At 63.5% G+C, this 19408-nt stretch carries 19 protein-coding genes; 8 read left to right on the top strand and 11 right to left on the bottom strand.

The annotated features are described in order from the left end of the window. Nucleotides 1-70 precede the first annotated feature (70 nt). From F3J44_RS10135 to F3J44_RS10125, 3 genes are read left to right on the top strand one after another with little or no spacing between them, the layout of a single operon-like run. Nucleotides 71-1321, top strand: coding sequence for a lipoprotein-releasing ABC transporter permease subunit (locus F3J44_RS10135; RefSeq protein WP_167069189.1), 1251 nt, complete (start codon nucleotides 71-73; stop codon nucleotides 1319-1321). A gap of 7 nt (nucleotides 1322-1328) precedes the next feature. Continuing rightward, nucleotides 1329-2012 carry a lipoprotein-releasing ABC transporter ATP-binding protein LolD gene (gene lolD / locus F3J44_RS10130; protein WP_205299805.1) on the top strand — a complete coding sequence of 228 codons (684 nt, stop codon included), beginning with the start codon at nucleotides 1329-1331 and terminating at the stop codon, nucleotides 2010-2012. A gap of 57 nt (nucleotides 2013-2069) precedes the next feature. Then, entirely contained in the window at nucleotides 2070-3311 is a 1242-nt protein-coding gene (locus tag F3J44_RS10125) for a lipoprotein-releasing ABC transporter permease subunit (protein ID WP_167069195.1), read from the top strand. A gap of 100 nt (nucleotides 3312-3411) precedes the next feature. Here F3J44_RS10125 and F3J44_RS10120 read toward each other — a convergent pair whose 3' ends face one another. Beyond that, nucleotides 3412-4755, bottom strand: a complete 1344-nt coding sequence (locus tag F3J44_RS10120) for a heavy metal sensor histidine kinase (protein WP_304622147.1) — start codon at nucleotides 4753-4755, stop codon at nucleotides 3412-3414. Next, nucleotides 4755-5435 carry a heavy metal response regulator transcription factor gene (locus F3J44_RS10115; RefSeq protein WP_167272049.1) on the bottom strand — a complete coding sequence of 227 codons (681 nt, stop codon included), beginning with the start codon at nucleotides 5433-5435 and terminating at the stop codon, nucleotides 4755-4757. Before F3J44_RS10115 ends, F3J44_RS10120 begins: the two co-directional genes overlap by 1 nt. Before the next feature lie 251 nt (nucleotides 5436-5686). Between F3J44_RS10115 and F3J44_RS10110 the strand changes: the two genes are divergently transcribed. Next, a complete protein-coding gene (locus tag F3J44_RS10110; protein WP_167069203.1) occupies nucleotides 5687-6190 on the top strand; it encodes a plastocyanin/azurin family copper-binding protein in 504 nt (167 codons plus the stop codon). Nucleotides 6191-6258: 68 nt separating this feature from the next. Beyond that, nucleotides 6259-7089, top strand: coding sequence for an NADPH-dependent 7-cyano-7-deazaguanine reductase QueF (gene queF, locus F3J44_RS10105; protein WP_167272047.1), 831 nt, complete (start codon nucleotides 6259-6261; stop codon nucleotides 7087-7089). A gap of 39 nt (nucleotides 7090-7128) precedes the next feature. Here queF and F3J44_RS10100 read toward each other — a convergent pair whose 3' ends face one another. Both F3J44_RS10100 and F3J44_RS10095 read right to left on the bottom strand, forming a co-directional pair. Continuing rightward, nucleotides 7129-7392, bottom strand: coding sequence for a DUF4404 family protein (locus tag F3J44_RS10100; RefSeq protein ID WP_167069210.1), 264 nt, complete (start codon nucleotides 7390-7392; stop codon nucleotides 7129-7131). Nucleotides 7393-7515: 123 nt separating this feature from the next. Continuing rightward, complete coding sequence (locus F3J44_RS10095) at nucleotides 7516-8079, bottom strand: phosphonoacetaldehyde phosphonohydrolase-related protein (RefSeq protein WP_167272045.1); 564 nt, start codon at nucleotides 8077-8079, stop codon at nucleotides 7516-7518. A 188-nt stretch (nucleotides 8080-8267) separates the two neighbouring features. Between F3J44_RS10095 and F3J44_RS10090 the strand changes: the two genes are divergently transcribed. Continuing rightward, nucleotides 8268-8975 carry a VacJ family lipoprotein gene (locus F3J44_RS10090; RefSeq protein WP_167272043.1) on the top strand — a complete coding sequence of 236 codons (708 nt, stop codon included), beginning with the start codon at nucleotides 8268-8270 and terminating at the stop codon, nucleotides 8973-8975. Between the two features lie 50 nt (nucleotides 8976-9025). On the opposite strand, the gene F3J44_RS10085 is transcribed toward F3J44_RS10090, so the two are convergent. After that, nucleotides 9026-9325, bottom strand: coding sequence for a PilZ domain-containing protein (locus F3J44_RS10085; RefSeq protein WP_167069219.1), 300 nt, complete (start codon nucleotides 9323-9325; stop codon nucleotides 9026-9028). 224 nt (nucleotides 9326-9549) lie between these two features. Between F3J44_RS10085 and rssB the strand changes: the two genes are divergently transcribed. After that, complete coding sequence (gene rssB, locus F3J44_RS10080) at nucleotides 9550-10779, top strand: two-component system response regulator RssB (protein ID WP_205299804.1); 1230 nt, start codon at nucleotides 9550-9552, stop codon at nucleotides 10777-10779. Further along, complete coding sequence (gene rssC, locus F3J44_RS10075) at nucleotides 10776-11258, top strand: anti-sigma factor antagonist RssC (RefSeq protein WP_167069222.1); 483 nt, start codon at nucleotides 10776-10778, stop codon at nucleotides 11256-11258. Before rssB ends, rssC begins: the two co-directional genes overlap by 4 nt. Before the next feature lie 130 nt (nucleotides 11259-11388). Here rssC and F3J44_RS10070 read toward each other — a convergent pair whose 3' ends face one another. From F3J44_RS10070 to F3J44_RS10045, 6 genes are all read right to left on the bottom strand, one after another. Continuing rightward, complete coding sequence (locus tag F3J44_RS10070; RefSeq protein ID WP_167272042.1) at nucleotides 11389-13233, bottom strand: alkaline phosphatase D family protein; 1845 nt, start codon at nucleotides 13231-13233, stop codon at nucleotides 11389-11391. A 176-nt stretch (nucleotides 13234-13409) separates the two neighbouring features. After that, a complete protein-coding gene (tal, locus tag F3J44_RS10065; RefSeq protein WP_167069228.1) occupies nucleotides 13410-14336 on the bottom strand; it encodes a transaldolase in 927 nt (308 codons plus the stop codon). Between the two features lie 355 nt (nucleotides 14337-14691). After that, a complete protein-coding gene (gene dusA / locus F3J44_RS10060; protein WP_167069231.1) occupies nucleotides 14692-15702 on the bottom strand; it encodes a tRNA dihydrouridine(20/20a) synthase DusA in 1011 nt (336 codons plus the stop codon). 282 nt (nucleotides 15703-15984) lie between these two features. Continuing rightward, nucleotides 15985-16488: a hypothetical protein gene (locus F3J44_RS10055; RefSeq protein ID WP_167272039.1), complete on the bottom strand. Its 504-nt coding sequence runs from the start codon at nucleotides 16486-16488 to the stop codon at nucleotides 15985-15987. 163 nt (nucleotides 16489-16651) lie between these two features. Continuing rightward, a complete protein-coding gene (locus F3J44_RS10050; RefSeq protein WP_167272037.1) occupies nucleotides 16652-17254 on the bottom strand; it encodes a phosphatase PAP2 family protein in 603 nt (200 codons plus the stop codon). A gap of 157 nt (nucleotides 17255-17411) precedes the next feature. Next, nucleotides 17412-19166, bottom strand: coding sequence for a phosphoethanolamine transferase CptA (locus F3J44_RS10045; protein WP_167272035.1), 1755 nt, complete (start codon nucleotides 19164-19166; stop codon nucleotides 17412-17414). Nucleotides 19167-19408: the final 242 nt, after the last annotated feature.

Here is a 19408-nt window from a genome sequence, read left to right as displayed (position 1 = left end):
GGTCCGAGTGTAAAGCCGCCGTAGGCGCCTCGCCACAAGGACGTTCCCTTTCATCCGAACAAGCCCCGACATGTTCAGACCTCTTTTCGCATTCATCGGTACGCGGTACACCCGTGCCAAGCGCCGTAACCACTTCGTCTCGTTCATTTCCCTGACCTCGATGATCGGCCTCGCCCTGGGCGTGGTGGTGATGATCGTGGTGCTATCGGTGATGAACGGTTTCGACCACGAGATGCGTACCCGCGTGCTGGGCATGATCCCGCACGCCACGCTGGAGAGCGGCCAGCCGATAGGTAACTGGCCTGCCCTTGCCCAACAAGTAAAGCAGAATCCGCAGGTGCTGGCGGTAGCCCCGTACACGCAGATGCAGGGCCTGCTGACCCACGACGGCAAGGTGCAGAAGGTGTTGCTCAACGGCATCGACCCGGCGCGCGAGCGCGAGGTGTCGATCATCGACAACTTCATTCTGCAGGGCCGCCTCGACCAGCTGGCGCCGGGCGAGTGGGGCATCATGATCGGTGACAAGGCCGCGGCCAAGCTGGGCGTGGCCGTGGGCGACAAGCTGACCTTCGTCGCCCCCGAGGTCAGCGTGACCCCGGCCGGCATGTTCCCGCGCATGAAGCGCTTCACCGTGGTGGGCACTTTCCACGTGGGCGCCGGCGAGATCGACGGTTACCTGGGCCTGACCAACATCACCGACCTGTCCCGCCTGCACCGCTGGAAACCCGATCAGGTACAGGGCCTGCGCCTGAAGTTCGACGACCTGTTCCAGGCGCCACGGGTGGCCTGGAGCATCGCCCAGCAGTTGGGCGACCAGGAGTTCTACAGCCGCGACTGGACCCGTACCCACGGCAACCTGTACCAGGCGATTCGCATGGAGAAGGCCATGATCGGCCTGCTGTTGCTGCTGATTGTCGCGGTGGCGGCGTTCAACATCATTTCCACCCTGGTGATGGTGGTCAACGACAAGCGCGGCGACATCGCCATCCTGCGCACCCTGGGCGCCACGCCCGGGCAGATCATGCTGATCTTCATGGTTCAGGGCACGGTGATCGGGGTGATCGGCACGCTGATCGGCGCCGTGGTCGGGATCATTGCCGCGCTCAACGTCAGCGCGGTGATTGCCGGCATCGAGAAACTGATCGGGCACAAGTTCCTCAACGCCGACGTCTACTTCATCGATTACCTGCCGTCGCAGATCCAGGCCCAGGACGTGTACATGGTCTGCGCTGCGGCATTGGTCCTGAGTTTCTTCGCCACCCTGTACCCGGCCTGGCGCGCAGCGCGCACCCAGCCGGCAGAGGCGCTACGTTATGAGTGAGTCGCGCATGAGTGATAAAGCCGTTCTGAGTTGCCGCAACCTGGGCAAGTCCTACGACGAGGGCCCGGCGTCGGTGCAGGTGCTGCACGGCCTGAACCTGGAGCTGCACGCCGGTGAGCGCGTGGCCATCGTCGGCAGCTCGGGTTCGGGCAAGAGTACCTTGCTCAACCTGCTGGGCGGCCTCGACCGGCCAACCCAGGGCAGCGTCTGGCTGGCCGGCGAGGAGCTGTCGGCGCTGGGTGAACGGGCCCGCGGCCTGCTGCGCAACCGCGAATTGGGCTTCGTTTACCAGTTCCACCACCTGTTGCCAGAGTTCACCGCCATGGAGAACGTGTGCATGCCGCTGCTGATCGGCCGCACTGCCATCCCCGAGGCCCGTGAGCGCGCCGAAGCCCTGCTCAAGCGCGTGGGCCTGGGCCACCGCTTGCACCATAAGCCGGCCGAGCTGTCCGGCGGTGAGCGCCAGCGTGTGGCCATCGCCCGCGCCTTGGTCAACCGCCCTGGCCTGGTGATGCTCGACGAGCCGACCGGCAACCTCGACCACCACACTGCACAGGGTATCCAGGAGTTGATGCAGGAGCTTTCCAGCGCTTCGCGTACCGCGTTCCTGGTGGTGACCCACGACCTCAACCTGGCGCGTCAGATGGACCGCGTGCTGAAGCTTGAAGACGGCCGCCTGGTCGCGATCTGATAGCGCTCGGGGTGGCGATACCGCCCCGTTTCCCCGTTTTGATTGGGTGTTCCCTACATGTTCAGACCCTTGCCCATCTTCATTGGCGCGCGCTACACCCGGGCCAAGCGCCGCAACCACTTCATCTCGTTCATTTCGATGACCTCGATGATCGGCCTGTCGCTGGGCGTGCTGGCGATGATCGTGGTGTTGTCGGTGATGAACGGCTTCCAGCGCGAAATGAGCTCGCGCATCCTGGGGCTGGTGCCGCATGCCGCCATCCTGGGGGTGCAGCCGCTGGATGATTGGCACAAGGTTGCCGATGCCGCGTTGCAGAACCCGGCGGTAATGGCTGCGGCGCCGATTTCCGAGATGGAAGGCATGCTGTCGTACAAGGGCGCGATGCAGCCGATTCAGGTCAGCGGCATCGACCCGGCTGAAGAAGACAAGGTTTCGATCGTCGGCCAGCATATCGTCCAGGGCCGCCTGCAAGACCTGCAGCCGGGTGAATACGGCGTGGTGATCGGTGAAATGACCGCCCGGCGCTTTCGCCTGAACACCGGCGACAAACTGACGCTGATCGTGCCGGAAATCAGCAAGGAACCGGGTGGTATCACCCCACGCATGCAGCGCCTGACCGTGGTCGGCATCTTCAAGGTGGGTGCCGAGCTGGATGGCTCCCAGGCCTACATGCATGTGGCCGATGCCGGCGAGATGCAACATTGGGCGCCGGGCCAGGTGCAGGGCGTGCGCCTGAAACTGCACGACCTGTATGCCGCGCCGCAGGTGTCCAAGGCGATTGCTGCCGGCCTGGGCGAGGGTTACCGCGCCGATGACTGGTCGCACACCCAGGGTAGCCTGTTCAGCGCGATGAAAATGGAAAAGACCATGATCGGCCTGTTGCTGCTGATGATCATTGCGGTGGCGGCGTTCAACATCATCGCCACCCTGGTGATGGTGGTGAACGACAAGGGGCCGGACATCGCCATCCTCCGTACCTTGGGCGCGACGCCGGCGCAGATCATGGGCACGTTCATGGTCCAGGGCAGTTTGATTGGCGTGGTCGGCACGCTGATCGGCGGCGTGCTCGGGGTGATTGCCGCGCTCAACGTCAGCCAGATCGTTGGTTGGCTGGAGCGGGTGAGCGGGCAGCATATCTTTACCTCCGACGTGTACTTCATCAGCAGCTTGCCGTCGGAGCTGCAGGGAGGGGATGTGCTGATGATCTGTGCAGCGGGGCTGGTGATGAGCTTCCTGGCGACCATTTACCCGGCGTACCGGGCATCGCAGGTGCAGCCGGCGATAGGCCTGGCGGTCTAAACCCCCGTAGGAGCGAGCAAAGCTCGCGATGCGCCGCGCAAGTGGCGCTCGATTGCATGGGCCGCATCGCGAGCTGCGCTCGCTCCTACCAGAGGCATTGTCACTCACCTTCTGGCAGCTCGATCACAAACCGGGTCCAGCCACCCTCGCAGTGTGCAACGATGCTTCCGCCATGGGCCTGCACAATCGACCGGGTAATCGCCAGGCCAAGCCCCGCATGCTCACTGCTGCCCTCGCGCCGCGCCGGGTCTACCCGGTAGAACCGGTCAAACAGGCGCGGCAGCGCCGCCGCATCGATCGCAGCGCCGGTATTGGCCACGCACACCCGTATCCCTGGCTCCAGCGTCACCCGAACCTGCCCGCCCGCCGGGGTAAAGCGCAGGGCATTGTCCAGCAGGTTGGACAGCGCCCGGCGCAACATGGGCCGGTCACCCTGCAATAGGGCTTCGCCCTCGCGCAGCAACTGCACCTCGCCGTCCTCGGCCAGCGGTGCGTAATACTCCAGCAGCGCATCCACCTCCTCGTGCAAGGCCAGCGCCACTTGCCCCGGCACCAGCAGGCCATGGTCGGCCTTGGCCAGGAACAGCATGTCGTTGATCATTTGCGCCATCCACTGCAGCTCCTCAAGGTTGCCGTGCAAGGCCTCGCGATATTCCTCCAGGCTGCGCGGACGGGTGAGGGTGACCTGGGTGTGGGTCAGCAGGTTGGACAGCGGCGTGCGCAGTTCATGGGCGATATCGGCCGAGAACGCCGACAGGCGCTGGAAGGCATCGTCCAGGCGCTGCAGCATGGCGTTCACCGTGCTGGCCAGCTCCGCCAACTCCTCGGGCATCTGCGCCACCGGCAGGCGGGTGGTGAGCGAGCGCGCCGACACGCTGGCGGCCACCTGGCCTATCTGGCGCAGGGGGCGCAGGCCCCGGCGCGCGGCCCAGGCACCGAGCAGCGCAGTGGCCAGGGCCGACAGGCCGACGGTGAGCCAGATCAGCCGCTGCATGCCCTGCAGGAAGTGCTGGTGGTGGGTGATGTCGAGGAACAGGGTCAGCCGGGGCGAACCTTGGCCGTTCAGTTGCACGGCAAGGCTGCGGTAGTCGACGCCATTGGCATGCTGTGTCGACAGGCCGGGCGTGGCGGGCGTGGGCGGCAGGCCCGGGCGGCTGGTGAACCAGGCGGCGCCGTCGTGGCTGCTGATGCGCAGCGCCAGGTCGGCCTGGTGGCTGAGCTCGCTGTGCAGGGCGGGCAGGCGGGCAGGCAGGCCATCAGGGGTGTCCAGGCCGCCCAGCAGGCTGCGCACCTGCGACAGGCGCGATTCCAGTAGCTGCTGGTCCAGCTCGATGAAGTGCTGCGCGCTGGCGTGGCTGAACAGCAGCCCGGCACCTAGCGAAACCGCTGCGGTGCAGGCTGCGAACAGCAGGGCCAGGCGCGTACCCAGGGCCATGCGGCGCATCAGTCGTGGCGCTCTTCGAGCACGTAGCCCATGCCGCGCACGGTGTGGATCAGCTTGTTGGCGTGCGGGTCGTCGACCTTCAGGCGCAGGCGGCGAATGGCCACTTCGATCACGTTGGTGTCGCTGTCGAAATTCATGTCCCACACCTGCGAGGCGATCAGCGACTTGGGCAGCACCTCGCCTTGGCGGCGCAGCAGCAGTTCGAGCAGGGCGAATTCCTTGGCGGTCAGGTCGATGCGCGTGCCGGCGCGCTCGGCGCGGCGGCGCAGCAGGTCCAGGCGCAGGTCGGCCAGGGCCAGGGTGGTGTCCTGGCTGGGGCTGGCGCCACGGCGCAGCAGGCTGCGCACCCGGGCCAGCAGCTCGGAAAAGGCGAAGGGCTTGACCAGGTAATCGTCGGCGCCCAGTTCCAGGCCATGCACGCGGTCCGCCACGGCGTCGCGGGCGGTGAGAAACAGCACCGGGGTGCCCAGGCCTGCGTTGCGCACGGCCTGGAGGATCTGCCAGCCGTTGCGGCCTGGCAGCATCACGTCGAGAATCAGCAGGTCGTGGTCGCCGGTCAGGGCCAGGTACTGGCCGGTTTCGCCGTCTGAGGCCAGTTCGGTGGTGAAGCCGGCCTCGTTCAGGCCCTGGCTGAGGTATTGGCCGGTGCGGGCCTGGTCTTCGACGATCAGCAGTTTCATGCGTTGATGGTTTTCCCTTTATGTAGGAGCGGGCTTGCCCCGCGAACACCGGTGTAACCGGTGCCATGCACCGCGTCGCCTGCTTCGCGGGGCAAGCCCGCTCCTACAGTGGTCGCACGGGCCGGTGCTGAAATGATACGTGACGAAGCAGCCGCTCGCCCAAGCTGACAAAGTTGTAATCTCCCGGTAAGCCACACGCCAGCCGCCCCTCACTAGAGTGGCTGCATCCCGCTGCAAACCTCGGAGTCATCATGAAACACCTGTTCATCGCCGCCGCCCTGGCCCTGGTCAGCCTGCCGACCCTGGCCGGCGAGGCGAAAACCTTCGCCTTCGGCGAGCCCGCCCCGGCGGCCAAGGCCACCCGTACCGTCGAAGTGCTGCTCAAGGACATCGCCTTCGAGCCCAAGAGCCTGCAGGTGAAGGCCGGTGAAACCGTGCGCTTCGTGCTCATCAACCAAGGCAAGTTGCCCCATGAGTTCAACCTGGGTGACAAGGCCATGCACGCCGAGCACCAGAAGGAAATGATCGCCATGCAGGGCAAGCTGTTCAACAACGCCATGCAGCACGAGGGCATGGACCATTCGCAGATGGGCCACGGCGCCCATGGCCATGACGCTGGCAATACCGTGCTGGTGCAGCCCGGCCAGCGTGCCGAACTGACCTGGACCTTCCGCCAGTCGGCGCCCATCGAGTTCGCCTGCAACGTGCCGGGGCATTACCAGGCCGGTATGGTCGGGGCGCTGACCATCGAGTAGGCGGGCCTGCAAGGCGGGGTGCAAAACCGGTAGACTAGGGGCAATTTCGAACCCTCAGGTCAGTTTCCATGCATCCCGCCGCCGAACATTCCCCGCTGGGCAAATCCAGCGAATACATCGCCACCTACACGCCTTCGCTGCTGTTCCCGATTCCGCGCACGGCCAAGTGGGCTGAGCTTGGGGTCACCGCCCAGACCTTGCCGTGGCAGGGTGTGGACTTCTGGAACTGCTTCGAGTTGTCGTGGCTGTTGCCATCGGGCAAACCGGTGGTGGCCATTGGTGAATTCGCCATCCCGGCCGACTCGCCGAACATCATCGAGTCCAAGTCGTTCAAGCTTTACCTCAACTCCCTGAACCAGACCGTGTTCGCCTCAATTGGCGAGCTGCAGGCGTGCCTGGAAAAAGACCTGTCGGCGGCGGCCGGCAAGCCGGTGGGCGTGCAGGTGCGGACTTTGGCAGAGGTTCAGGCGCAGGGTGTGGTGGCACTGCCAGGGCAGTGCATCGACGACCTGGAAGTGGCGATCGACAATTACGCGCAGCCCCAGCCGGAGCTGCTGAGCTGCAACCCGCAGCGCATCGTGGAAGAAACCCTGCACAGCCACCTGCTCAAATCCAACTGCCCGGTAACCGGCCAGCCAGACTGGGGCAGCGTGGTGGTGGAATACAAGGGCAGGGCGCTTGACCCTGCCAGCCTGCTGACCTACCTGATCAGCTTTCGCCAGCATGCCGACTTCCACGAGCAGTGCGTGGAGCGGATTTACCTGGACCTGAAGAGCCTGCTGCAACCTGAGCACCTGACGGTGTATGCCCGGTATGTGCGCCGGGGCGGGCTGGACATCAACCCATACCGTAGCACTGGGGCGATCAGCCCGGTGAACCAGCGCTTGGTTCGGCAGTAAGGTCGGTGCCATTGGGGCTGCAAAGCAGCCCCAATGGCTTCAGATCCCCATGCTGTGCAGCGAGTTGGCAATGCTGCGCAGGGTGGCGGTAAGGTCGGGGTGCTCGGCTTCGAAGCGTTCGATCGCCAGGTTCACCCCGTCGACCACATTGTTGTCCGGCGTGGCTTCCTCTAGCTTCAACTGCGCCTCGATCTGCCTGGCTTCCTCGTGCAGGGCGGCCAGTTCGTCATCGGTAAGCGGCACGTTACGGTCCAGTTGCTCGCGCAGGCTGTTCAGGCGCTCTTGCAATTCGCGGGCAGGCATTGGCTTTACTCCATCAATGGCTTGGCAAGGCATGGACCTCAGCGAAGCGGCAAAGGTTCTCGCCTGCCCCCAAGCGTAATCCACTCGCCGTCGCTTTGCATGCTCTGCATCAATGGGGCTGTGTCAGGGTTTTTCACCCTTGCTGCGGCGCAGGGCGATGTCTGCAAGGCAGGTGTCCAGCTCTTCGAGGTGGTCGATCACCGAATGCACACCCAGGCGGAACAACGCCAGGGTGGCCTTGCCGCGGGCAAGGTCCTGTTCCTGCTGGGTCATGGCCTGCCACTGCGCGGAGCTGAGGTCGCAGGCCGGGCCGCAGGTGGCCAGGCCAACGGTCCACAGCCCGGCATTGAGGCCCGACTGCAGCAGTTGCGGTTCACCGCTGACCAGCACGCAGCCTTCCAGGCGTTCGCTGTCCAGGCTCATCAAGGCTTGCCAGCAGGCGTTCGGCGCCGGCCAGCGTGCGCCGTTCACCGAGTGCCCCGGCAGCCAGTCGGGCAGCACGCTGGCCAGGCGCCGGCTTTGCAGGCTGTTCAGGTCGTCCAGCCAGATGCACGGGATTTGCGCCTGGCGCAAGCCGGCGAGGGTGTCGAGGGCGCCCGGGGCGGGCAGGGGACCTTCGTTGGCGGTTTGAACCAGGCAACCGCGCAGGCCGAACAGCACAGCGGTAATGTCGGGTGCAGCGAACATGGCAACGTCCCCAAATAGACCGCAGCCTAAGCGGCGATTGTTACCGTCCTGTGACGCACAACACTTGTTCACAAAATATTCAGCATGGATGTGCGAAGCTGTTTCTCAGCGCGCAAGCCTCTATACTGCCGCCGTACAGCAGCGCACCTGTTGCGCTTGCGGCCGAAAAATCCGATGGAGAAACATCTATGCGTAGGATCGGTGCCGGTGTGATCGAGCGATTCACCCAGGCCTGTGTCTGTGCCAGCTTGTTGCTGGCGCCCATGGCAGCCAGCCAGGCCGCCACTGAGGAAGATCCCTGGGAAGCGGTCAACCGCCCGATCTTCCGTTTCAACGACACGATCGACACCTATGCCCTCAAGCCATTGGCCAAGGGCTACCAGGCGGTCACCCCGCAGTTCCTCGAAGATGGCATTCACAACATCTTCCGCAACCTCGGCGATGTCACCAACCTGGCCAACGACGTGCTCCAGCTCAAGCCCCATGCGGCGGGCGTGGACACTGCGCGGCTGATCGTCAACACCACCTTCGGCCTGGGCGGTTTCTTCGATGTGGGCACCAAGATGGGCCTGCAACGCAACGACGAAGACTTCGGCCAGACCCTCGGCCACTGGGGCGTGCCCAGCGGCCCATACGTGGTCATCCCGCTGCTTGGCCCAAGCACCGTGCGCGACGGGTTGGCCAAGTACCCGGACACCTACACCGAACCCTACCGCTACATCGACCACGTGCCGACGCGCAATTCGATCTTCGCCCTGGACGTGATCGACACCCGCACCGCGCTGCTGCCGGCCGAGAAGTTGATTCAGGGTGACAAGTACATCTTCATCCGCAATGCCTACCTGCAGAACCGCGAGTTCAAGGTCAAGGACGGCAACGTCGAAGACGATTTCTGATCGTCGTGGGCAGGCAAAGGCGACCTTCGGGTCGCCTTTTTCGTAACAGTTCAATGCATGGCCAGGATGCGCAGGCCAAGCTTTTGCTGGCCGCCGGGTTGGTCGGCAATCCACACCACTTCGGTGCTGGCATGCAGCCCCTTGAGGGCCGGGTGGTCGGAATCGATGCGCACTTCCAGGTGGCTGCCCACCAGGAAACGCTGGGGGGCCTGCACCTGCATGCCGCCGCTGGACAAGTCCAGGCACACCGCCGCGATCACCTGCCCCTCGTGCAGCAGGGTGACTTCGGTGTCGATGCGCATGCGGATGAAATCGCGTTTTTCACTGTGGCTGGTGGGCGTATGGGGCATGCTGCGTCCTTCCCAATAGGTTGTACTGGTTGGCGTTTTTATAACTCCCGGTGATTTGCCCTGTAAAGAGCACCGAACTCGACCCATGTATGCTTGAAACGCCTGGCGGATGGGAGTACCGTCTGCGCCTTACGAGGTACCTCTGTCGGTTGCCTGGGCCGGGTTCTTGGCCTACAACTCAAGTAGAGCGTTACTACAAGTATTCCAGCAGCCGGATGTCAGCTTTGCAGACGCCCCTGCACCAACCCAAATCGGCGCCGTTCGCCCACATGCAGAAAATCAGTGCAACGCTGCTGATCATCGATGATGACGACGTGGTCCGTGCGAGCCTCGCCGCCTATCTGGAAGACAGTGGCTTCAGCGTCCTCCAGGCCGGTAACGGCCAGCAGGGGCTCCAGGTCTTCGAAGAACACCAGCCCGACCTCGTGATCTGCGATCTGCGCATGCCGCAGATGGGCGGCCTCGAACTGATCCGCCAGATCAGCGAGCGTGCGCCGCAGTTGCCGGTGATCGTGGTGTCCGGTGCCGGCGTGATGAGCGACGCGGTCGAGGCCTTGCGCCTTGGCGCTGCCGACTATCTGATCAAGCCGCTGGAAGACCTGGCCGTGCTCGAACACTCGGTACGCCGGGCCCTCGACCGTTCGCGCCTGGTGCTGGAAAACCAGCGTTACCGCGACAAGCTCGAAGCGGCCAACCGTGAATTGGAGGCCAGCCTGCACCTGTTGCAGGAAGACCAGACCGCCGGTCGCCAGGTGCAGATGAACATGCTGCCGGAAAGCCCGTGGAAGGCCGGCGAATTCGCGTTCGAGCACCAGATCATCCCTTCGCTGTACCTGTCGGGCGACTTTACCGACTATTTCCGCGTGGATGAGCGGCGCATCGCCTTCTACCTGGCCGACGTGTCCGGGCATGGTGCTTCCTCGGCGTTCGTTACCGTTTTGCTGAAGTTCATGACCACCCGGCTGATGTTCGAATTCAAGCGCAACAGCAAGCTGCGCGAGTTCAAGCCCTCGGAAGTGCTCAGCCACATCAACCGTGGGCTGATCAACTGCAAGCTGGGCAAGCACGTGACCATGGTTGGCGGGGTGATCGACGAGGAGACCGGCCTGTTGACCTACGCCGTGGGCGGCCACCTGCCGCTGCCCGTGCTGTATACCCCGGGCCAGGCGCGCTACCTTGAAGGCCGTGGCCTGCCGGTGGGGCTGTTCGATGAAGCCACCTACCAGGACCTGGTGATCGAGCTGCCGCCGCAATTCAGCCTGAGCCTGATGTCCGATGGCATTCTGGACCTTTTGCCAGGGGATACGCTCAAAGATAAAGAAGCTGCCTTGCCGGATATCGTCAAAGCAGCAGGGGGTAGCCTGGATGGGCTGCGCCAACGATTTGGATTGGCTACGCTTGGGGAGATGCCGGATGATATCGCCCTATTGGTGTTGAGCAGGAACCTTCAATGAGTACCGGTAGAATCCAGTTCGCCGAGCAGAGCGGTACCTTCGTACTGAAATTCGTCGGTGAAGTGCGCCTGACCCTGTGTTCGGCGCTGGATGCGACGATCGAGAAGATTTTCACCGCGCTGAACTTCTCGGCCATCGTCATCGACCTGACCGAAACCGAAAGCATCGACAGCACCACGCTGGGCCTGCTGGCCAAGCTGTCGATCCTGTCGCGGCAGAAGGTCGGCCTGTTGCCGACCGTGGTCACCACCAACCCGGACATCTCGCGGCTGTTGCAGTCCATGGGCTTCGACCAGGTATTCAACATCGTCGACCGCCCGGTGCCGTGCACCGAATGCCTGACCGACCTGCCGTCCCAGGACCAGAACGAAGATGTGGTGCGCTCCAAGGTGCTGGAAGCGCACAAGATCCTCATGGGCCTCAACGACTCCAACCGTGAAGCCTTCCACGACCTGGTGAGCGCCCTGGAGCGCACCTGAGCGGTGGCCTGTACGGGCCTCTTCGCGGGCAAGCCCGCTCCCACATCGATTTTGCCGCCCCCGAGCCTTTTGTAGGAGCGGGCTTGCCCGCGAAGAGGCCGGTAAGGCTAAAGGCGGTCATCCCGATTTTTCATTTGCGGCGCGCAAACTCGGCCGCTTCGCTGCCATCGGCACTTAGCTGAAACACCCGCACCGGGCGCCCTTGCTCATCGAAGAACACCTGCCCCAACCCCGCACCGTTCCACAACCGCTCGCCGGCCTTGCTGCGGCTGGGTGTGCGCGGCGTTACCTGCATCTGCCGCCGCTTGGTAAACCAGTTCAGTGGCGAGCGCGGGGCATACAGCCAGCGGTTGAGCCGGTCCAGTACATCCAGCAAGCGCCGGGGGAATTCGTTCTTGATACCGCTGCTGGTCACCTGCCATAAATGCGGGCTGCGCTGGCGGTGGCGAATCAGCACCTCGTAGACGAACGAGTAGTGCACATCGCCCGACAGGATCACGTAGTGCCCCGGTGTGCGCGAGTGGCGGAAGATGTTCAGGATCACCTGCGCCGCACCGCGGTGGGCCATCCAGTTCTCGGCGTCCACCAGCAGCGGGTAGCCCAGCCAGCTGAACAGCTTCTGCACCGCTTCGATCAGCTTCACGCCAAACAGCGGCGCCGGTGACACGATCACCGCTGACGGGTGGTCGAGCAGCGCCTGCTGCAGTTCGCACAGCGCCTCCCAGTCCAGCAGGCCGGAGGGCTTGCCTAGGTCGCTTTCGCTGCGCCAGCGGCGTGTGCGGGTGTCCAGTACCAGCAGCGGCGGCTCGGTGGGCAGGTTGAATTGCCAGCCCTGGAAACGCAGCAGCTCACCGATCAGTTCGTCCTGTTGCCGGGGCACTGCCTGGCACTGCTCGACCAGGCCATTGCAACCGTCCGGGTCGTTGCCCCAGGCCTGGCACAGCAGGTAGCCAAGCAGCGCATTGCCGATGATGCGTCGCGAGAAGGGGTGGCCGTAGGCCGTTTCTTCCCACTGGGCCGAGAGGTTCCAGTCATCGGTAATATCGTGGTCGTCAAAGATCATCAGGCAGGGCAGGTGGGCCATCGCCCGCGCTACCTGGCCAAGGTTGGAGGCAAATGCCTCGATCAGCGGCAGTTCTTCGCGGTAGCGGGCTTGGTGGTGGTGGCTCAGGCCGGCTGGCATGTGCAGGTTCACCAGGCGCCAGGGCACCGGCGACCACACCAGCAAGTACATGGCCATGACCTCGGCGAAGGTCACCAAGTGGTTGTCGGCGTTGCTGGAGGAGAAGATCGGTTTGCGCTTGCCGGCGAAAAAGCGCTCGCGCAGGGTGTCGTTGCCGGCGTGGGTGGGCAGCAGGTCGGCGCGGCGGTAGTAGCTGGCCGGGTGGTGGTAGAGCGACTGGCTGCAGGCGACCACGGCGCCGTCCAGGGCCTCGTCGAACAGCCCCAGGCGCTCGATCAACCCATGGATGGCGCGCAGCATTGGGCCGGCGACGTCGTCGGCATACACCTGGTCGCCGGTCATCAGCAGCACGGCGGGGCGCTGCTCCGGGCGCTGGCAGGCCTGCAGCAGGCGGTCGGCGCAGAGCAGGCCATCGGCGGCGGGGTGGTGTGGCTTGCGGCAGGAGCCGTGGAGCAACTGGTCCAGGCGCTCGCGCAATACGAAGTTCGGGCGCGGCTGGCCGGGGTAGAGCAGGTGCGCTGCCCAGCCGGCGATGCCTTGGCCCTCAATTACCAGGTCGTAAGCCAGCTCGACATTGACTGGCAAGGGCGCGGCAAAGTGGATGTCCAACAGGTGGATGAAGGCGTGCTTGCCCACCGGGACCACCTGGCAGTCGACCTTAACGGCGCCGTTGAAGATGAATTCAGGCTGCAGGGGCTGGCTGCCAACCAGCCAAATGGCCAGCCTTTGCGGTTCCAGCCGGCGCAGGACGGGGCCTGCGAGTACGAGGGGCAACGGAGGGATGACGGTCATCGACAGCTCGAAAGGCTAGGCGGGCCTGCGCCGTTTCCGAACACTGCGCAGCACCCTGTGGGAGCGGGTTTACCCGCGAAGAGGCCCGCGAATTCACTGCATCACAAAACCTGCACAAAACAAAACGGGCGGAAAATGCTGAACATTCCCCGCCCGCCTGGCAAACCCAATATGTATCAGGCCTTTTCAGCCATCAGCTTCTCAAGCTTCTCCTGGTCACGGGCAAACTGGCGAATACCCTCGGCCAGCTTCTCGGTGCCCATGGCATCTTCGTTCATTGCCCAGCGGAACTGGCTTTCGTTCAGCACCTGCTTGGCCTCACCGGCATTGCCCGGCTTGAGGATACGCGGCAATTCGCCCTGGTCGCTGCCCAGCTTGTCCAGCAGGTCGGGGCTGATGGTCAGGCGGTCGCAGCCGGCCAGTTGTTCGATCTGGCCGAGGTTGCGGAAGCTGGCGCCCATGACCACGGTGTTGTAGCCATTGGCCTTGTAGTAGTTGTAGATGCGCGTTACCGACTGCACGCCTGGGTCTTCGGCACCCACGTATTCCTGCCCGGTGCTTTTCTTGTACCAGTCATAGATACGGCCCACGAACGGCGAAATCAGGAACACCCCGGCATCGGCGCAGGCCTGGGCCTGAGCGAAGGAGAACAGCAGGGTGAGGTTGGTCTGGATACCTTCCTTTTCCAGCTTCTCGGCGGCGCGGATGCCTTCCCAGGTGGAGGCCAGCTTGATCAGCACGCGGTCTTTGGAAATGCCGGCGGCTTCGTACAGGGCGATGAGCTGGCGGGCCTTGTTCAGCAGTGCTGGCTCGTCGAACGACAGTCGGGCATCCACTTCGGTGGAAATACGCCCTGGAATGACCTTGAGAATCCCCGCGCCCACAGCCACGGCGAAGGTGTCGCAGGCCAGGTCCACATTGCCCTTGGCATCGGCCTTGACCTGCTTGAGCAGGTCGGCGTAACCCGGCATGGCGGCAGCTTTAAGCAGCAGCGACGGGTTGGTGGTGGCATCGACCGGTTTCAGGCGGGTGATGGCGTCCAGGTCCCCGGTGTCGGCGACCACGGTGGTGAACTGCTTGAGTTGTTCCAGCTTGGAGGTCATGGCGTGCTCTGTCCTGTGCATTTACTCGACATTACCCGAGGCCTGGCAGGTGCTCAAGAGGGCGCAGGGGTTGCCGACGGTGATGATTCGAGTCAGCACGAGGGGCGAGGTTCCCTTGGGCTATCCCGTAGGCGGGCTGCACGATCCCACGGGTTTGCGCCGATGAACGGGTAGGAGCGAGCATAGCTCGCGATGGGGCGCGCAGCGGCCCCGGGTTTTCAGCTTCGCGGCATATGACGCCGGGGCTGCTTTGCAGCCCATCGCGAGCTACGCTCGCTCCTACCAGGTCCGCCGTTAACGGGTGAAAACGCGATTCTCTGTGGTAGCAGGCGACGCGGTGTTCACCCGCCTGATTTCACCGCCCCTGCATCAACTCCGCCGCCTGGTCGAACACCTGCAGCGGCTGCGCCGCCTTGTGAATATCCGCCGACAACAACTGCCGGAACCGCCGCGCCCCCGGAAACCCTTGCCCCAGCCCGAGGATATGCCGGGTGATATGGTGCATCGCGCCCCCGCTTTCCATATGCGCCACGATATAGGGTCGCAACTGCTCCAGCGCCTCGCTACGGCTGACCACCGGCGCGGCACTGCCGAACAGCTGCTGGTCCACCTCGGCCAACAGGTAAGGGTTGTGATACGCCTCACGCCCCAGCATCACGCCATCGAAGGTTTCAAGGTGCCCCTGGCACTCGGCCAGTGTCTTGATCCCGCCATTGAGCACGATCTCAAGGTCCGGGAAGTCCGCTTTCAACTGCGCCGCCACGTCATAGCGCAGCGGGGGAATCTCGCGGTTCTCCTTGGGCGACAGCCCTTCCAGAATCGCGATCCGCGCATGCACGGTAAAGCTCCGGCACCCAGCCTCGCGTACCTGGCCGACGAAGTCGCACAGTTCGGCGTAGCTGTCACGGCCATTGATGCCGATGCGGTGCTTTACCGTCACCGGCGTCGACACCGCATCCTGCATGGCCTTCACGCAATCGGCCACCAACGCCGGGTGGGCCATCAGGCAGGCGCCGATCATGTTGTTCTGCACCCGGTCGCTCGGGCAGCCGACGTTCAGGTTCACCTCGTCGTAGCCCGCTTCTTCGGCCAGCTTGGCACAGGCCGCCAGGTCCGCCGGCACGCTGCCGCCCAGCTGCAGGGCCAGCGGGTGCTCGGAAACGTCGTGGCGCAGGAAACGGTGGGCGTCGTTGTGCAGCAGGGCGCCGGTGGTGACCATTTCGGTGTAGAGCAGGGTTTGTTTGGAGAGTAGGCGTAGGAAAAATCTGCAATGCCTATCTGTCCAATCCATCATGGGGGCAACGGAAAAACGCCGTGAGGGATCAGGGCGCTGCAAGGCTGGAGGTGTAGCGGAGGCTTGGGGCATTTGAGACACGTGTAGGGTACCAGGCTCGGCGGGGCGGAGCGGATGGGGATTCGGAATCTGCGTAGTCTATCAATTTGATGCAGCTGCCGTCTGAAACGGTGATGGTTGGCGGCGCCGATGCGGAGACGTCAGCTCGCACCACTATCGAGAGTACGAGCGCGTACGCTTGGATTGTCCTTGGGTAATCATGGGTTGCGGTGTTTTCGCATCGATCGGCGCGAAAAAGGCTGCAAAGGTTTCGGGATGAAAGGCAACCTCAATGGCCATCCGTTATCCGCAACCTTAGCCCAGGTGGCCGAGTTTGCACGTGGTGTGATCCGCCAGATCTCGAAGCCCGTCGCCACTCAACTCACTCTGGAACCCTTCAGCGGGCGCCGAAAACTGCTGATAAACCGCATGAATCACAGCCAATCGGTTGCGCACCTTGGCCACAGCTCGGCGCAGGGCCGTATGTTCGCCCGCCAGCACAGAAGGCACGCTGACACCTTTCAGGTCATGTTCCAGCTGCCTCACGGCCTTTAGCAATTCGACATTGTTCCGGTAGCTGGCTTCATCGAATGAATCCGCATCCACCAGTGCCGCAACGGTTGTCGCGTAGATCGCGTCCAGTTCCAGCCAGCCCTGAGTAACCGCGGCAATCAAGCTGCTGAGGTTGGTAAGCCCCGGTGTGGCAGAAGCTGTTTCGTGAACTTCGCTGGCGCCCGCCTGGCGTGACAGGGTGGAGTAGTCACCGATCAACGCGAGCGCGGCGACGATAAGCGCCGGTGCTGCTGCCTTGACTGCCATGATTACCTCCATTGCCCTGCGTATAGGCTGCATTTGGAAGGCGATTATCGACCCCGTGGGGCGAGAGTCAATTGATGGTGCGCGACGAAATTGTAAAAGCGAGCTACGTCGCGCTTATCTTCACTCTAGTAGAACCGGCTGTTCAGAACAGACGATCAGCCGCTCAACCCCGCAACCAACCCGCCTTGATCGGCTTCGCCATCAGGCTACGGTAAAGCCGCTCCACCACCCCGGTCACCGGCAGGCCAATCCGTCTCCAAACCGGCGTAAACGCCGCATACACCAGCAGCGAAACCACCACCGCCCCCAGCATATCGAGTGGAAAGTGCACGCCAAGAAACACCCGTGCCCAGGCAACCCCCAGCCCAGCCAGCAACACGACCACGCCCCAGCCCGCGACGCCGCCCAGCAGGAGGGTCAAGCCGATGCAAGTGAAAATGGTCATGTGGTCGCTTGGGAACGAGGCGTTGGCGGCGTGGGCCATCCAAGCGTGCCCCAGGCCCAGCATGAACGGCCTTGGATGAGGCCAGATTGTGCCGATGGCCAGGTTGGCAAACAGCGCGATCAACGTGACCAGGGCCGCTTTCAGCACCAGGCTGCGCTGCCCATGGCTGCCCCATAGCCACAGGCCCAGCAGCAACACCGGGAGCAGGTACATCAGGCCCGCACCGATGGCGATGGCGAACTGCACCAGGCCGTGCGGGGTGTCCGCGTTGCCATTGATCAGCAAGTAGAGGGTACGGTTGAGTGCTTCGAGTTCGCCCATGGCGTGTTACCCCTCGGTCATTTCAAAGGCGGTTACAGGTTTCATTAAAGCTGCTTGCTTGAGGTGTGTGGCACTTGGGCATCAGGCGAATGAAAAAAGGCCGAGGGCAGGGTCTTGGACCTTGCCCTGTCGGCCTTTTGGGGCGCCTGTGCGGCGGCTACTGCTGGCTGCTGGCAACCTGCTGCGGCGCCGGCGCTGGGGTGTCCTGCGGCAGCAGGTCGAAGGCATGCAGGCCGTCTTTGCGGTACGGGTCGCCAATCCACCGGGTGGCCTCGGTGAACTGGGCGTTGACCAGGCTCTTGGCCGGTTCGTACTGGGCGTAGCTCAAGCCGGCCAGGTCCGACAGGGTGTGGATCAGGTGGGCGCTGCTGTAGGGGCGCTTGGCCATGGCCTGCAGGTCGCGTGGATGCGCGGCCTGCCAGCTTGGCGAGGTCCACAGCAGGAAGGGCACGGTGTACATCGGTCGGGTCGGGGCGCCTTCGTTGCGGCCCAGGCGGTCGTGGTTGCCGGAGCTGTACACGTCCTCGCCATGGTCGGACAGGTACAGCAGGAAGCCGTTGGGGGTGGTCGCGGAATACCGCTTGATCAGGCTCGACACCACGAAGTCGTTGTAGCGCACGGCGTTGTCGTAGAAGTTGTAGGTTTCAACCTGGTCGTCGGACAGTGCCGCTGGCGCGCCCTGGCGGTCGGTGAAGTGCTGGTAGGTGTCCGGGTAGCGGTAGCGGTAGTCCATGTGCGTGCCCAGCAGGTGGACGATGATGAACTTCTTCGGCGCAGGGTCCTGCAGGGCCTTCTCGAACGGTGGCAGCACCACTTCGTCGTATTGGCTGGCGTTCTGGTTGCGCTGGTTGTTCAGGTACACCTGCTCGTCGGTCTGCTGCGAGAACGTGGTGAGCATGGTGTTGCGCTTGGTCATGGTCTGCTGGTTGGTGATCCAGAAGGTCTTGTAGCCGGCCTGTTTCATCAGGTTCATCAGCGACGGCTCGGTGAGGAAGCGGTCGGGGTGCTCCTCGTCGCCGAAGGTGAGAATCTGCTGCATCACCTCGATGGTGTAGGGGCGCGGGGTAACCACGTTCTGGAACACGGTCAGGTTCTTGTCGGCGGCCAGGGCGTCAAGGTTTGGCGTGGTGTCGCGATTGTAGCCGTACAGGTGCATGTGCTCGCGGGTGGTCGATTCACCGAGCACCAGCACCAGGGTGCGCGGGGCCTGGCCGCTGCTGTCCTGAAGGTTTTGCAGCGGCGGCAGGGCGGCGTTCTGGGCCAGCAGGTTCTGCATGTTGTCCAGTTGCTGGCGGTACTGGCGGTAGCCCACCACCAGTTGCCACGGCACGGCAGGCTCCATGCGTTGCTGCACTTTTTCCGCCGCATCGGCGAAGTTGCGTTCCTGGGTGACCATTTGCTTGTAGAACGGCAGCACCAGGTTCAGGGCCAGCAGCAACACGGCAACCGGGATGCGGCTGCGCAGGCGCAGGGTGACCGGGCGGATGCGCGTCCACAGCAGCACGGCGACGGCCGTATAGGCCAGCAGGCCGAGCATCAGGCCGACGCTGAAATACTGGCTGAAATATTCACCGGCTTCGGCGGTGTTCGACTCGAACATCACGAAGATGACGCTTTGCGAGAACTCCTGGCGGTAAATGCCGAAGTAGCTCAGGCCTACCAACGAGGCAGCCCACAGCACCAGGCCGATGACCGCAGCGGTGGTACGGGTGAAGCGCGGCAGCAGCAGTACCGGCACCAGCCACAGGGTGCTGAGGAAGAAGGCGTCACGGAAACCGGCGAAACCGGTGGTGCCGCTGAACAGCAAAAGCGCCTGGGTGACGCCGGAGAAGTACCAGAAGAACAGCAGGAGCCAGCCCAGGCCGGCCCAGTCCACGCGCTTGGGCGTGGATGGGGATGCGGTGTTTGCCACGTGTGCCTCATTGAACCATGGCGGCAGCCAAAAGGCGGGCTGCCGGAAAGGCAGTGACGCTAGAGGGCGGTACGTGAAAATACCGTTAACGAAGCATGGAAAAAGTCTTAACCAAATTATACAGAGGCGGCGAATTTGGCGATTTCTACATATGCAGAAACAGATTTTACTGCTGGTTTGTAGGACGGTTCTGAATCAGCCTTTGGGGCATTGCGGTGGGGGATTCAGCTCCCTAGGCTGGC

This window comes from Pantoea sp. Tr-811 (genome assembly GCF_011752535.1).
Lineage (GTDB): Bacteria > Pseudomonadota > Gammaproteobacteria > Pseudomonadales > Pseudomonadaceae > Aquipseudomonas.
This window is presented reverse-complemented; position numbering and strand designations above follow the sequence as displayed.